The 14,917-nt window shown below is 49.3% G+C and carries 14 protein-coding genes; 7 read left to right on the top strand and 7 right to left on the bottom strand.

What is annotated here, in order from left to right; translation table 11 throughout:
* Nucleotides 1–261 precede the first annotated feature (261 nt).
* Nucleotides 262–1,392, top strand: coding sequence for a PEP-CTERM sorting domain-containing protein (locus H6G89_RS08735; RefSeq protein ID WP_190505034.1), 1,131 nt, complete (start codon nucleotides 262–264; stop codon nucleotides 1,390–1,392).
* 389 nt (nucleotides 1,393–1,781) lie between these two features.
* Here H6G89_RS08735 and H6G89_RS08730 read toward each other — a convergent pair whose 3' ends face one another.
* Nucleotides 1,782–4,094 carry a CHASE domain-containing sensor histidine kinase gene (locus H6G89_RS08730; protein ID WP_190505032.1) on the bottom strand — a complete coding sequence of 771 codons (2,313 nt, stop codon included), beginning with the start codon at nucleotides 4,092–4,094 and terminating at the stop codon, nucleotides 1,782–1,784.
* A 700-nt stretch (nucleotides 4,095–4,794) separates the two neighbouring features.
* On the opposite strand from H6G89_RS08730, the gene H6G89_RS08725 reads away from it, so the two are divergent.
* The 3 genes from H6G89_RS08725 to H6G89_RS08715 all read left to right on the top strand — a co-directional run bounded on the left by H6G89_RS08725 (nucleotide 4,795) and on the right by H6G89_RS08715 (nucleotide 6,370).
* Complete coding sequence (locus tag H6G89_RS08725; RefSeq protein ID WP_190505030.1) at nucleotides 4,795–5,667, top strand: zinc metalloprotease HtpX; 873 nt, start codon at nucleotides 4,795–4,797, stop codon at nucleotides 5,665–5,667.
* 136 nt (nucleotides 5,668–5,803) lie between these two features.
* Nucleotides 5,804–6,205: a hypothetical protein gene (locus tag H6G89_RS08720; protein WP_190505028.1), complete on the top strand. Its 402-nt coding sequence runs from the start codon at nucleotides 5,804–5,806 to the stop codon at nucleotides 6,203–6,205.
* A gap of 27 nt (nucleotides 6,206–6,232) precedes the next feature.
* Nucleotides 6,233–6,370, top strand: a complete 138-nt coding sequence (locus H6G89_RS08715; RefSeq protein ID WP_190505026.1) for a hypothetical protein — start codon at nucleotides 6,233–6,235, stop codon at nucleotides 6,368–6,370.
* A gap of 265 nt (nucleotides 6,371–6,635) precedes the next feature.
* Here H6G89_RS08715 and H6G89_RS08710 read toward each other — a convergent pair whose 3' ends face one another.
* Both H6G89_RS08710 and H6G89_RS08705 read right to left on the bottom strand, forming a co-directional pair.
* On the bottom strand, nucleotides 6,636–7,475 hold the full coding sequence (locus H6G89_RS08710) for a hypothetical protein (RefSeq protein ID WP_190505024.1): 840 nt from the start codon (nucleotides 7,473–7,475) through the stop codon (nucleotides 6,636–6,638).
* Between the two features lie 688 nt (nucleotides 7,476–8,163).
* Nucleotides 8,164–8,502, bottom strand: coding sequence for an STAS domain-containing protein (locus H6G89_RS08705; RefSeq protein ID WP_190505022.1), 339 nt, complete (start codon nucleotides 8,500–8,502; stop codon nucleotides 8,164–8,166).
* A 1,216-nt stretch (nucleotides 8,503–9,718) separates the two neighbouring features.
* On the opposite strand from H6G89_RS08705, the gene H6G89_RS08700 reads away from it, so the two are divergent.
* Nucleotides 9,719–9,871, top strand: a complete 153-nt coding sequence (locus H6G89_RS08700; protein ID WP_190505019.1) for a hypothetical protein — start codon at nucleotides 9,719–9,721, stop codon at nucleotides 9,869–9,871.
* Between the two features lie 79 nt (nucleotides 9,872–9,950).
* Nucleotides 9,951–10,949 carry a glutathione S-transferase family protein gene (locus H6G89_RS08695; RefSeq protein ID WP_190505018.1) on the top strand — a complete coding sequence of 333 codons (999 nt, stop codon included), beginning with the start codon at nucleotides 9,951–9,953 and terminating at the stop codon, nucleotides 10,947–10,949.
* 120 nt (nucleotides 10,950–11,069) lie between these two features.
* Here the strand turns inward: H6G89_RS08695 and H6G89_RS08690 are convergent, their stop codons facing one another.
* The 4 genes from H6G89_RS08690 to H6G89_RS08675 all read right to left on the bottom strand — a co-directional run bounded on the left by H6G89_RS08690 (nucleotide 11,070) and on the right by H6G89_RS08675 (nucleotide 13,838).
* Nucleotides 11,070–11,207, bottom strand: a complete 138-nt coding sequence (locus H6G89_RS08690) for a hypothetical protein (RefSeq protein ID WP_190505016.1) — start codon at nucleotides 11,205–11,207, stop codon at nucleotides 11,070–11,072.
* 93 nt (nucleotides 11,208–11,300) lie between these two features.
* A complete protein-coding gene (locus H6G89_RS08685) occupies nucleotides 11,301–12,023 on the bottom strand; it encodes an anti-sigma factor domain-containing protein (protein WP_190505014.1) in 723 nt (240 codons plus the stop codon).
* 5 nt (nucleotides 12,024–12,028) lie between these two features.
* On the bottom strand, nucleotides 12,029–12,616 hold the full coding sequence (locus tag H6G89_RS08680; protein ID WP_190505012.1) for a sigma-70 family RNA polymerase sigma factor: 588 nt from the start codon (nucleotides 12,614–12,616) through the stop codon (nucleotides 12,029–12,031).
* 412 nt (nucleotides 12,617–13,028) lie between these two features.
* Nucleotides 13,029–13,838 (bottom strand): creatininase family protein, encoded by an 810-nt coding sequence (locus tag H6G89_RS08675; protein ID WP_190505010.1) that lies wholly within the window; start codon nucleotides 13,836–13,838, stop codon nucleotides 13,029–13,031.
* A 99-nt stretch (nucleotides 13,839–13,937) separates the two neighbouring features.
* Between H6G89_RS08675 and murQ the strand changes: the two genes are divergently transcribed.
* Nucleotides 13,938–14,852 carry an N-acetylmuramic acid 6-phosphate etherase gene (gene murQ / locus H6G89_RS08670; protein WP_190505480.1) on the top strand — a complete coding sequence of 305 codons (915 nt, stop codon included), beginning with the start codon at nucleotides 13,938–13,940 and terminating at the stop codon, nucleotides 14,850–14,852.
* Nucleotides 14,853–14,917 lie beyond the last annotated feature (65 nt).

Raw genomic sequence — 14,917 nt, 5'->3', positions numbered from 1 at the left:
ATTCAGTACAAATGAAATATCAAATTCAGTACTTCCTTTGACGGGCTGCTCTACCCCTAGTGCCTGTATTTTAGAACTTTCGCTTTTGCGATCGCCCCTGTTGGTGTTTACAGCTTGCCCCCTGCGTAACTGACGCTAGAGCTTAGCACTCGAACGCGATCTATCGTCTCTTTGTAGACAAAAGCATTACTGTTTGACCCCTAATCGACTGAATTTCTACAGCCAAAACATTGTTTAACAAGATTGGAGCGAACGAAGGTCATGTTGCTGTCCAAAGCTTTTTCTGCGGCGTTAGTGGTAACTACAGTTGGTGTCGGGGTGGCGATCGCCCCTGCTGCCCAAGCGGCGATCTTTAATGGCGGTGGCGGCACCCTCGAAGGAACGGGAATTCTGTTTCCATTATCAGATGGCACCTTTACCAGTGACATTATCATTGGTCCCGGACCTAGCACAGTTGCTAACAATATGACGGTAACCCTCTTTGGGTTAGCTCATCCTGATGCATCTCAACTCAGTGCTAGGCTGACTCACGTTGATACAGGTACAACCGTCGTTCTATTCCCCAATCTTGCCCCCTCCACTCAAATTGATGGGAACTACAGCTTTAATGACGGTCACACAGACAATCTCAATGCTTTCTCAGGCACCTTTACCCCCAGTGGCACGTATCTCCCAGATGGCACGTTAGTTGACTTCAACGGCGAGTTACGCGAAGGCACCTGGAGACTTACACTTCAGAATGACTCCACCCTATTTTCAGGCAGCCTGGATGGATGGCAACTCGCCTTTAACCTGCTGCAATTTGGCATTGAGGGCACCCTCGACAGTAGCTCTTTTATTCCAGAGTATGCCAACGCCCGCATTGAGGGGGTCGTTTTCTATGATGGCGATGGTCCTGATCTAGACGCTGACCCGGCTGTAGGACGCTATAACTTAACCAACTTCATCTTTACTGCTACTCAAAACGGTGAAGACACTCCTTTTGCTTACTTCATTCCTGAAGAAGGGTTAACCACAGAGGCTTTCTTAGAGGTCGCCAGTTACCGCTATCGCATTAGCCGAGCCCGAATTAGCAATGACAACTCGGTCTGTGACCCCACTGAAGCAGAAATTGATTTGTTCTTCAGTACGCCTGTAGACAATCCCAATGTTCCACCGATTACACCTCCTGTCATTGGTGACTTTGTGCCCGCCCAAAGCAGCATTGAGCTATTTGGTGAAGGATGCGTTGATCCAGAAACTAAAGAAGATGGCATTGAGATTGATGTGGCAACCATCACTAACACAGAACGAATTCCCCTCGATCCGATTCCCCGCTCGACTCCAGAACCTGGTGTTGCGGCGGGTTTAGGGTTGTTGGGCTTGGGTTGGCTCTTCAAGAAGAAGAGATAGAGCTATTCTCAGTTGCGTTATCCATACTGTTACGTAGGGGCTTGGCAATGCCGAGTCCCTACAAAGCATTTGAGGTTTACCCATATAAAAACCGCTATATAGCCATAGCCACATTTGATGGAGTGGAGGTGAGTCAGAAAGCTTCCCAGAATCAGTATTTGAGCCATTACCTTTGTCCTAAGCTTTCTGACCAAAGCTATAAGGTATGGAAATTAAATAAGTTCGATGTTTGGTAGGGGCGGGTTTTGCTGTCAAATCTATAACAGGGCACAGATGGGTCTGCTAAACCCGCCCGTACAGTTTGCGGATTTATTAAATTCACAATCCTAAGCAGCAACCGCATAGGATGTAGAGGTACTCGCGACTTCCCATTCCCCATTCCCCACTCTTTACAGTTGTGGCAAAGTCACCATAAACGTTGTACCAACTCCGACTTCGCTGTCTACGGCGATGTGCCCCCCATGTAAATCAACACAGGTTTTGACAACTGCAAGCCCTAACCCCGTACCTACCACATCACCCACGTTTTGACCGCGATGAAAGGCTTCATAAAGACGTTTTTGATCCTCTGGTGAAATGCCGATACCCTGATCTTTGACTTCAATTGTTACCTGTTCCGGTGTGCAGGTTAGGATCAACTGAATGGGGCGATCGCTCTCTGAGTATTTGATCGCGTTGGACAACAGATTCGTTAAGATCGATTGCAATAATTTGCCATCTACCGTGGCTTGCGTTGATTCACTACAAACGATCACAGCGATCGCCCGTTGTGTTTCAGTGCTGATTTGAATTTCGTCTATCAAACTATGACAAAAGCTCTTTAGATCGAGTAGTTCTGGACGAAACTCTAACTTTCCTGCTTCTGCTCGCCCTAAGGTGAGGATGTCACTCAACAGCTGCGCCATTGTCTTCGCAGCAGATTGAATGCGTGAAAGATTTTTCACTCGCTTTTCTTCTGACCATCCTGCCTCACTGTTAGTTAACAATTGAGTGGATACCAAAATGGTGCTGAGTGGTGTCCGAAATTCGTGAGACACCATTGAAAACAAACGCATTTTGAGTTCATTAATTTCGCGAGTTTGTGCCAACTCGGCTAACCGTTCTTGAACTTCCAGTTCTAACTGGTTGTTAGCCGCATAAAGAGCCGCTTCAACTCGCTGACGTTCTGAGATTTGTCGTTGTAACAGGTAATACACACCAATCCACAACACAATTCCCAACGCACTTCCAACAACGTTAGTCCAAAAGCTATTGTCTAGACTCGCTCTCGCTTGACTTTGCCAATAGGGCAATTGCGATCGCTCAGTTTGTTCGATCTCTGCAATCAGTTGACGAATTTGTTGTTGCAGTTGGCGATCGCGAGTTGTTAGCTGACTCACCACCGCAGGGGGCGATTGATCCAGCGTATTCAGCCGTTGAGCAATCAGAGGTTCCAACTGATCGAGTCGGCGTTGTTGCTCAGCATTTTGGGCGATCGCCCGCCGCAGGGTTTCTAGCTCAGCCTCAATGAGATCTGCCGTAGACACAGAGGTTGGCGCAGTCTCCCGGGAAACTGTGTCAGTATCAGTCGTCAGTGCCAATAATGTTGCCAACCGTGCCAACACCCCATAAGTCTGCTCAGTTCTGGCTTTGCTTTCCAACAATTGTGTTGCATTCTGATGTGACAGCCAGTTCGCTCCGCTCAAGATCACCAAAATCAAGCCAACCCCGATTGCAATCAGGTTTTTTTCCAGAAACCACCGGGCTTGCGTTTGTTGCAGGTTGCGGAGCACTTTTTTGAGGGTCGCCGCTTCAGCCGTCGCTGCATCTGCCCGAATGCGGCTCTGTTGATAGAGTTCTGCCCGGTCGATATAAGCCGCTGTAGGCATCAGCACCAGCGACCACTCCCGGTCAGCGATCGCAAAACTGCGGGTACAAATAGCTTTACCCTGAGCCGCATGAGGGAGGGTCAACTTGGTTTCAGCCCTGGCAATCACTTGTTTACTTTTAGAGTCATAAGCAGCGAGGAACCCCACTTCGGGATGGTCGGAGCGATCGCTCAGGTAAAAGTCGATGTGGTCGAGCGTTAACCCTGCGAGCGACGAACGCACCACATCCGCCACCCGAAACACTCCCAACACAAACCCCTGTAAATACTGACGGCGATCGCTCACCGTATCGCACGCCATGCCCTGGCGGTAAATCGGCAAAATCACCAGCAGCCCAAACTGTTGTCGAGCCGTTTGCACCAACTCAATCCGCCCACTCACCGCGATCGCCCCTGTATCGCGTGCCCGCTCCAACGCGGCTCGTCGGGTTGCATCCGATGCTGCATCATAGCCCAATGCCAACTCGTTGTTGTCGAGCGGCTCAACATAGTAGACCGGGAAATAATCTGGTCGTGCTCCTGCCCGAATCAAAGTGCCATCCGTTGTCCGTTCTGTGACTTGAAAGTTGGCATATCCTTCGGCTTGCATGGCTTGCTCAAAGGCAGGGCGATCGCCATCCAGCAGTCGCGGTAACCACTCCAACGCATGAATACTGGGATGGCGCACGAGCGCAGGCTGTACAAACCGCTGAAAATCTTGCCGTTTCACCTCTTGCGGCGACGAAGCAAACAATTGACTAATCGATCGCAACACCTCAAAGCAAGCATCAACACTGCGTTGCAAATTACTCGCCAAACTATCTGCCCGTTCCTGCAATTCGGTTTTCATCGTCATGGGCGATCGACCCGCAGTACCAATTCAGTAAGTGTATCAGTCCTTCTATAGGGGGCAATTGTCATTTTTGTAACAAGGGAAAAGAGTAAGGGAGTAAGGGAGTAGGCAATTGAGTTTTGAGGTATGCATTTAATCAGCGTGAAGTCGGGATCAGGATTTTAGCGGTTAATAAAGGTTAAGAAATTGATGCGGTCAAAGTAAGTGCGAGCGTCTCGCTCGCGGGGTGTGTCCAGAATAAGGTTAAGAAATTGATGCGGTCAAAGTAAGTACGAGCGTCTCGCTCGCGGGGTGTGTCCAGAATAAGGTTAAGAAATTGATGCGGTCAAAGTAAGTGCGAGCGTCTCGCTCGCGGGGTGTGTCCAGAATAAGGTTAAGAAATTGATGCGGTCAAAGTAAGTGCGAGCGTCTCGCTCGCGGGGTGTGTCCAGAATTTTGTGTAAAACCCCATCCTGTCTTCGTTCTAACCCATCGTTCGGCTGAACGCTCACGGCGGAAGCCCACCGCCCTTACGCTCCTAGTTCTCTACTCCCCACTCCCCACTCCCTACTCCCCACCCAAGGGTGAGAAATCCGTACCAAATCGGGATGGGTTCTACCTCACGTCCCGTAGAAAAATCATTAATAATGAAAGAAATATGAAAGGCAACGCTATTTCACCCTAAACCAACTCTCTCACAGCGTTGCCGTAAGGAGTCCAAGGTATGAACCAAGTTAAAACCGTTGCTTTGCTGGGTTTGCTGAGTGCGCTATTAATCACGGTCAGCTATTGGTTAATTGGAGGAGTCACCGGAGCAGTGCTTGGGATTGGTCTAGCCGCTCTGATGAACTTCGTCTCCTGGTATTCCTCTGACAAGATTGCCCTCGCAGCCTATCGGGCACAGCCGATTAGCCCAAACCAGGCTCCTGGGTTATACCGCATGGTGCAACGCCTGAGCGATCGCGCCAATCTGCCAATGCCCAAGCTTTATATCATTCCCACGGCTGGAGCAAACGCCTTCGCCACTGGACGTGACCCCGAACACGCAGCGGTTGCTGTAACTCAGGGCATTGTCAACATGCTGCCCGAAGACGAGCTAGAAGCTGTTATTGCTCACGAACTCAGCCACATCAAAAACCGCGACACGCTAACTCAAGCTGTTGCCGCTACGATCGCCGGAGCCATTTCTTTTCTGGCACAAATCGTTAGCTATAGTCTGTGGTTTGGGGGCGGTTCTCAGAGCGATCGCGAAGGCAGTAATCCCTTTGGGCTGTTGCTCACACTCATGGTGGCTCCCGTTGCCGCTTCTGTGATTCAACTGGGCATCTCTCGCACTCGTGAGTTTGAAGCCGATGCAGGTGCCGCCCGATTGACAGGTAACCCTCGCGCTTTGGCAAGAGCTTTACAGCGACTAGAAGCCAGCGCACGTCAAATGCCGATCGCTGCAAATCCTGCCTTTGAGCCACTGCTGATCGTCAACGCCATTCCTCGGCAAGCGTTAAGCAATCTCTTCTCCACACATCCCTCCACTGAGGCGAGAATTCAAAATCTGTTGAAATTAGAACGCGAACTAGGTACTTCCTTCTCGGTGCGCTAAGCTCAATTTCATCACTTGAATTGTCTCACCCTCTTTTTTCTTCCTTCTTCCCTCTTCTCGCTTCTATTTCCCTTCTTTCCTCTTCTTTCTTCTGTTTTCCCTCTTCTTTCTTCTGTTTTATCCCCCAGGAGGTTCTATGACTTCTGAAATCGATACTCCCGAAACGTCAGCGATCGTCCCTGTTAGCCCAGAAACCAGTGCGATGGTTGACTCTGAAATGGCAGATGAATCGGATGAAATCCGCCGCGAAACAAAAGCCTTGATCGAAGCTGTGAAAAAGAGGGCACAGATTGAAGTACAAACGGCAGGTGACTTCACCCGTGATGCCTATCTCAAGGCTGTTCGGCAAGCGCGTGAGGCGATCGAGGAAAATCAGCTGATCGACCCAGAACGCATCGAAAAATCCATTGAACTGATTCAAAAAGAAGCCGAGAAGAACTGGCAATCTGTTGTCAGTGAAGTGGAAACCTTGGGAACTCGTCTTGCAGATGCGGCTAAGGCGGCATGGAATACTCTGATGCATCCTGAATCTAAGTAACGTCAGTTCGGTTTAAGAGCCCGGCGAATGAATTCGCAGCTACTGGAGCGAAGTCCGCGTCGGCGGACTCCGAAAAAAGCCGGAGTTGACGAACCGACGCAGGTCGGTTTTGCTCCGATAGCGGCGGTTTTAACCGCCGAAATCCTTATCCCGAATTCACGTTAAGTAATTGGTAGTATGGCTACCAGTTTAAGTCCCCGGTTTCTCAAAAATCGGGGATCTTTTTGTGGTTGGGAAAACGAGGTTTGCCGTCAAACCCATTGCAAGGCGCAGATTGGTCTGCTAAACCCGCCCGTACAGTTTACGAAGTTTATTACAGCCGTAGCCACTTGGGTTAGGACGGGGTGCAGGGGTGGAACCCTGGATCGGGGCGCAGCCCCACACCCCTTCTGCCCTAAATGCAGCGGCGATCGCTATAAATCCACAATCCTCAGGAATAGCGGAGTTGCAACAATAACCGATTGGCTTTAATTGGGGGTAATACTTTATGGATGCAGGACGGATCTTGCATAAATCCAAACCCCCGTTTGCCCTCAATCACTAATTCTTTGTCCTTGCCGTAATAGCCATAGACTGCTTTGTCGGATTGCCGTCCTGACGAAAACACCATCCACCACGGTTTCTGCACATGAGAACCAGGGATCATGACATGTGCTCCTGACTCCGCATCTACATCCGTAATGTAGAAATAGGTGGTCATAAAGTTGAATCCGGCAATGTCATAGTGAAATGCTGTGGGAGGGTAAAATTGCTTTCCATGTTCCGGCAAGTTGGAAACAATACTCCAGGTTAAATGACGAGTAATGCGAGTGGGATAGTAGCCCAAATACGATCGCACAATGTCAATTAAAACAGGGTCTTGTTCTAACAGGGCGATCGCCTCACATTTCTCCGTATGATCAACCAACGCCCGCAACACAGGCCGCTCACCCCGCAGTCGTCCATCCTGCACCTCATTAATCAAAAATGAATCCTGAAATCCAGGTTCTGTGCAAGAGGTGGTTCTGGCGTAGTGATCGATTTCTGTGATCAGAGCTTCAGGTAATTGCAAACCAAAACAAACCGCATTTTGACGAATTTGACTCACAAAGTCGTTAATGTCGATCGCTTCAAACAAGGAAGCGTCACGAATTTTGAGATGGCGTTTCCACTGCGCTTCATTCAACTGTTGTCGCTGATGCTGAATAAAACTATAGGTTTTGCGGACTGTCAAAAAGCGTCCAAGACGATGTAGATCGCTTCCAGTTAAAGATTTGATTGACCTTACCATTGAGTTTACCGACGTAAAGTACAACTACCTGCGTTTCAGCACCCACTCAATAGCCAAGGAAAATACCGAGTTGTAGAGCATTGGTCGAGATGTTTGGCAGGGGTATGCTGATTTTTCCCACCAGAAACTTCACCGATTTGATAAGGACAACGATCGCCACTATGCCTCAGCCAGGGGCAACTTGATTGTCTTCAATAAACCGAATATAGCTCTGAAAACTGATTACAACGACAACTCAACTGCCATTCGTTAAATGTCAGTTTGAAGTAGCCATCTGGAAACCAATAAAGACTTCCAACAACAAAGCTGCTAGTACGAATGGTCAAAACTATTCGTATAACTACATCAGCTTTGCGATCGCTCTAGCCGCATCAATCCTTTTGCAAAGCCACGCTAAAAGTAATACTAATTAGACGAAACTCAGAACAGATTGTATGTACAGAATGCGTTTTTGCATCATGCAATTCACAACAGGTACGATGCTGATTGCCCAACAAATCTTTGCTTGGCAGCCAACTAGGGTACAATGCATCACCTAAAAAGCGTTACAACCCAGATTGTCAACAAAACATTCCACACGACATGAATAATATAACACTCCTAAATCAATTGTAAAATGGGTTGATTGCGAGAAACAATCTATTCATCTCACATCCCATTGACCAGCTCTACTTACTGACAGTTTTAATTACGAAGTTTTCACCGCCTGATAAAACTCAGACTGATTTTCAAACGTATCAAATACTTTATGCATTCCAGTTAATTCAAATAACATTTGAATCTGGCTATTCATAGAACAGATATAAAGCTTCCCACCACTCATGCGAACCGATTTCAAGATAATCACTAAAGCACCTAATCCAGAACTGTCCATGAAGGTTACATTTTCTAGATCAATCAAAACCGCCTTGGTGCTTGAGTTCAAAACAGCATCAATATCACTGCGCAGTTTTTTAGTTTGAGTACTATCTAAGATGCCACTTGGTTTCAGAACGACAATTTGGGGAAAGGCTTGCTCAGAGCTCATTGGTTAGAACATATCTTCAGATCAATGATTCAACCTTAACAGGTCTGTTTTAAATCGCTGCAAAGTGTCTGGTTTTTATAGCCCCTTCAGGTAAAGCTTTGGTGAGTAATTTTCTCCTCAGAAAAACTGCTTTACTATCGCTCCAACATCTTCAACTCTAAATGCACAAATGCGGCTACCCTTTCATCTACATCTAATCTTTTTATTCATTAAGATAGCTATCCCTCTTTAATCACTTTGGATGGAGAGTATTTTCCGAAAGCCTTCTAGCTTCTAGCCAGGAATGTACGCATGGAGGCTCTGCCTCCAACCGTTGCTTTAGGAGGCAGAGCCTCCGCCAGTCCATTTCCAAGCAGGAGCTTGGAAACGAGGTCTGTATGAGATGTGTTTACGAAGAGAGTGCCAGAAGAGGGCTATAACAATCCTATTTGGTTTGCGAGAGAGCCTAGCGGCATGGATATGGGCTGGTTGACTGACAAAAGTTCTAAACCCTCTGATCTTCTGTGATGTGGCTGGTGAATTTAATTCACGCCTATCCAATCGAAGTTTCCCTTGGCAGGATGCATCCAGGTTCTTCGTAACCATATCGGCAGGTTTTGCTCCTATCGCTGCGATTCCAATCGTTAAGCATCAAAGATTTGTCAGGCAGTCAGTATTACCCCTCCACCTCTCCTCCTGAATCCCATAGAGCAGTTCAGCTATCTTCATACGAAATTCATACTATAGCCGTAGCCACATTCGATGGGGCGGAAGCGAGTCGGACAGCTCCCCCCGAATCAGTGTTTGACCGATTGCCCTGTCCTAAGCTTTCTGAACAAAGCTATAAATTCAGCCTAAATCACCCATTTAGAGGACTCTGCCAGGTGAAGTGCGATCGCGTCTAACCCTTTAGGCTAAAAGAATTGAGCGTTGCTGTGGATTCTAGTTCTAGGACTCAGCTTGAGAGCGTGTAGTATTCAAGCCCCGCGCAGTGCTGCCAATTTAGCGTTAGAAGCAGATATTTTGCTGAGAATCGCTCTTTTGGGGTACTCCCCTGAATTTTCTAACGTTGTTTAATTTGATTAATGGGCTGTTCTAGATGAAATCAGGGTGTAGTGTGCTCCATCGCAACACCGTTTCACCCAAAGCCTTACTTTTAGAACACGACGGTCTGCTAGTGCTACTGACCTTAGGTCATTTTGCGTGGTTGCATCTAAGATTTATTCGTCTATCAACTATGAATTTCAAAACCTGGCAACGAATTTGGGCATTCCTGAATCAACCTCTGTTTGTCAAACAGCCTCCTCCTAAAGAGCTAACCCTGGAAGCAAAAATCAAGCACTTAGAAAAGTGTCTGGCAATTGATTTTCCAAAACGCCAATCGCGATAGTCCGATAAATCCCTCCTCTGGTGTCCGTTGACTCAGATAACAGTCGATAAGATGAAGGGGTTGAAGTGGGGAAAGATCCATGGGATTGGGCATTTTGGTAGACGGTCGTTGGGTGAGCGATCGCGACCAGGAGGACAAACAAGGACGCTTTGTCCGTCCAGACACTACATTTCGCAACCGGATTACCGCCGATGGCTCTAGCGGTTACAAAGCCGAGCCAGGTCGCTATCATCTGTATGTATCGCTGGCGTGTCCGTGGGCACACCGCACTCTGATCGTACGGGCGTTGAGCGGTTTAACGGAGGCAATTTCTGTCTCGGTGGTTGACCCGGTAATTGAGGACAACGGCTGGGAGTTTTCTGATGCTCCGGGAACAATTCCCGATGAGGTGAACCAGGCGCACTATCTTTGGGAGATCTATACCAAGGCAGAGCCAGACTACAGCGGACGGGTTACGGTGCCTGTGCTGTGGGACAAGCAAACTCAGGCGATCGTCAATAACGAATCGCGCGACATCATTCGCATGTTAGATACAGAGTTTCGTAGCATCGCAACAGCAACGGTTGATCTATGCCCCGAAGCTCTAGAGTCGGCGATCGACGAAACCATTACAGCGATCTATCAACCCATCAACAACGGCGTTTATCGGGCTGGATTTGCGACCCATCAGCACGCCTACGAAGAAGCCGTTTCCGATCTGTTTGACGCACTCGATCATTGGGAAACCCTGCTGGGAAATCAGCGTTATCTTTGCGGTAATGCCTTAACTGAGGCGGATGTATGTATGTTTACAACCCTGCTGCGGTTTGATGTCGTCTATTACACCCATTTCAAGTGCAACCTGCGCCGCATCATTGATTACCCCAACCTCTGGGGCTACCTGCGCGACATTTATCAACATCCCGGCGTACGAGAAACCTGTAACATCGACCACATCAAACAGCACTATTTCAAGAGCCACCCCAAGGTCAACCCAACCCGGATCGTGCCCAAAGGTCCCGTCATTGATTTTGAAGCTCATCAAGGACGCGATCGCCTGTTTAGTCCCCAGGCTCAAGCTACTCCTGCCGTCACTTAAAAGGTGTGGAGTAGGGAGTGAAGGAGTTAATGGTCAATTGTGAATGGTCAATTGTGAATGGTCAATTGTGAATGGTCAATTGTGAATGGTCAATTGTGAATGGTTTGGGGGTTTCAGTAACTAACGTGAATTCGGGATCAGGATTTTGGCGGTTAAAACCGCCGCTATCGGAGCAAAACCGACCTGCGTCGGTTCGTCAAATCCAACATTTTCCGGAGTTCGCGTCGGCGGACTTCGCTCTAGTAGCCGCGAATTCATTCGCCGGGCTCTTAAATCGAACTGACGTTAATTGAAAGCATAGCTGTGAAAGCACTCCCTGACTCCCTGACCCCCTCACTCCTCCACTTCCCCTTAAAGGCTGCTCTGCAATACCACAGGTCCCTGCGGGGTCGGAGGCGCGGCGACAGACTCGACTGTGATGCGGAGTTCGATATTTGACAAATTCGATTGAGGAGCCGGAATCGTTAAGTTAGCGATCGCCGTACCGTTTGCGTCCGTCTCAAACTGCCCCCAAAAATTTACAGTCTGGTCAGCGATCGCCCACAGTCGATAGGTTTGTCCTGGGGGTAGGGCAGGTAGGTTTTGCACCACAATGACCAGGTGTTGCTGGTTGCTATCAACGATGACTCGTCCGGCGGCGTTGTCGTCACCCGTCAGCGTTTCGATAAAGGTATCGGGTTGTTTCAGGGCTTGCGTCACTTGACGAGTATCGGCTAACTCCTGCCGGAGGCGATAGTTGTCTGCCCCTAAGAGCACTGCCACCAACACTGCTGCTGCGGTACTGACCATGCCAATCCAACGTACGGGCGATCGCCTGGAGCGAGTGAGGCGAGAGGTTTCATTGGGGGCTTGCGCCTGAGACAGCAATCTGTCCCGTAGATGGGCAGGGGGTTGCTGGGCGATCGCATAGGGGATCAGGTGCAACACTTCTTGCAATTGAGTCACCTCGGCTGCCACCTCAGGATGGGTGTCGATCAACTGCTTAAACTGCTCAGCCTCCGGTGGGGTGAGGTTGCCGAGCACATAATCTGCCATTAATTCTTCCCAGTTATCAGGAAGTGCGGAATGGGTCATAACCATCACTGAATAAAATCTTGAAGTAACCGCCGGAGCCTGAGTAAGCCCTGACGAGAGCGGGTTTTCACGGTTCCCAAAGGGGTATTGAGCCGCTTGGCAATTTCGGATTGGCTTAAGCCTTCGTAATAAGCAATTTCTAAAACCTGACGCTCAGGTTCAGGCAGTTGCCCCAAGGCATCTCGCACCCGTTGCGATCGCTCCTTTAGGGTTGCCTGCTCTAGTGGGGTTGCGCTGGTTTCGGTACTGACCGTCTGCCCCCACCGTTGAAAAAATCGAGTCCGGGTTTGGCGCGATCGCAATCGATCAATCGAGCGAGAACGAGCCATCGTGATTAAAAAGCTGCTAAGGGAACCCCGTGCAGGGTTATATGCATCCCGATGCCACAACGTCAGAAATACATCTTGGGTCACATCCTCCGCTTCTTCAGAGTTAGACAAGATTCGCAACGCTAAGCCATAGACCAGACTGGCATATCGATCGTACAAAATCCCCAATGCATTTAGCTGACCTTCACGCAAAGCATTCAACAGATCGAGATCGCTAAGCTGGGGGTTAGCTGTTGATTCAGGTTGAGCAGCATCAGAATGCATGATAGTTATGCGAGGAACTTCGTATTGCGGGCAAGAAGTAAATAGGATTTTCATGCCACAAATTGGACGTGAAGGTTCACTAAGAACTACGCTAGGTGACCTCCAATTGGATGTGTGCCATCCAACATTCTTTGCAATCCAGCTTAGGAGATTTCTGAGAAAGAATTTACCAGTCGGTTTCTGGTAGGGGCGTTTCGTGAAACGCCCTTACAGGTATTTTGTTTCCTGGAAATCTCCTTAAGAGGATGTCCGAAAAGGGAACATTGCACCTTCAAACGAAGATCGATCCCCTAAATTCCCCTTAAACAGGAAACTTCTGCTCCGATCCCCGTCTTGTTAAGGCTACCGTGTACACCGATGCCGTTTAAGGGGATCAGGTGAGATCTCCAAGGCTTTTCAGACGTCCTCTATGTCAGGTTTTCCAGGCGTTGGGCTGATGAAACTGGGAAATGTCCTGGAGCACTCTGACCCACCCCAAAGCGAGGGATTCTAGAATGCGATCGCCCTTCTCACGAGTTGCCGTTGTCGGGTCGCCCAAAACCCCACTTTTGGTGAGGTCACGGGTCGTCCAGGCAAAGGGTAACTGTCCCTCCATGCTCAACAGGCTATCTGTTGGCAAACCGTAGGGATATTCAGCAACTGCCCGCTCAAATTTGACTTGATCGGGTAGCAGGGAAAGCATAACACTGGTTTCGGCATCTCCGGCATGAATGCCGTACTCTAATTCTTGAGGTGTTAAGAAATCTGCCGCATTGTTGGGCACCCGCCAGACAAACAGCGGAAACACCATGAGATCTCCATACCGTTGATGCAGGTCGCGTGCCACAATCTCAATCACCTGGGGTTGCCCACCATGAGCGTTGAGCAACACCCACTTGCGAAACCCAGCTCGATAGAGGCTTTCACCGACTTCTGTTAACACGCTCAACAACGTCTGAGCTGTCAGGGTAATTGTCCCCGGAAAATGCCAGTGCTCATTGGACTTGCCATAACACAGAGGCGGCAGCGCATACACAGGAACTTCCGGAGGCAACTGCTCTAAGGCTTTCCCCAACACCGCTGTGGCGATCGCACTGTCTACCACAAGTGGCAAATGCGGACCATGTTGCTCGATCGCCCCAATCGGCTGAACAATGACCACATTCTCTTTATGGGGCATAGCCTGAATTTCAGTCCAGGTGAGGTAGGGAAAAAACCGTTCGGGCGGAATGAAACTATGCATGTCTATAGGGTTACTGAGGTCAAAGCTGTATTCTACTCCTGTAGCCAAACACAGCGATGATAGACTCGTCTGTATTCAAGTGGACTCCCTATGGAAACGATTAAACACCTCACCGAACGAGGACACCTGCTGACCGAGCAGATAAATCCCAAAAGCCAAACCCTTGATCAGCTCACTCCCCTGGAGTTGGTGGATCTGTTTAATCAAGAAGATGCCAAAGTGATTACCGCGATCGCCCACGCACGGGAGGCTTTAGCCACCGCGATTGAGCGCACTGCTGCCGCACTGCAACAGGGCGGGCGACTCTTTTACATTGGGGCAGGCACCAGTGGACGGTTGGGTGTGTTGGATGCAGCGGAGTGCCCCCCCACATTCTGTACTCCCCCAGAATTGGTACAGGGCATCATCGCTGGAGGAGCCGCTGCCCTGGTACGCAGCTCCGAAGGACTGGAAGATCTGGCAGACGACGGAGCCGCCGCGATCGCCCACCACCACATCACAAGTAAAGATGTTGTAGTTGGTATTACCGCTGGCGGCACAACCCCCTACGTCCACGGGGCTCTCAATGCGGCTCGTCAACGGGGAGCCACTACTATTTTTATGGCGTGTGTTCCGCCAGAACAGGTGAGTGCCGAAGTAGATATCGACATCCGCCTGATAGTTGGTCCTGAAGTACTGGCCGGTTCCACTCGCCTTAAAGCAGGCACCGTCACTAAACTGGCTCTGAATATCCTCTCCACCGGAACGATGGTGCAATTGGGCAAAGTCTATGGCAACCGCATGGTCGATGTTGCCGTCACTAACCACAAATTGCACGATCGCGCCCTCCGCATTTTGCGCGACCTGACTGACCTCAGCCGAGAAGAGGCAGCTCTGCTATTAGAAAGGAGCGATCGCCAGGTGAAATTAGCCCTTCTGATGCATTGGACGGGCTTAGACCGAGATGAGGGCGATCGGCTGTTGCAGGAGCATCACGGCAATTTGCGCCGAGCCGTTCAGGCAGTGAAAGAATAAGCCGCTCTAACCCACCCGCAACCGACCAGCACCCTCCTACCCCTCTGTAACTTTACTTCTCGACA

The organism is Oscillatoria sp. FACHB-1407 (assembly GCF_014697545.1).
GTDB lineage: Bacteria > Cyanobacteriota > Cyanobacteriia > Elainellales > Elainellaceae > FACHB-1407.
Note: the sequence above shows the minus strand (reverse complement) of the source record. Positions and strands in the feature narration are given on the sequence as shown.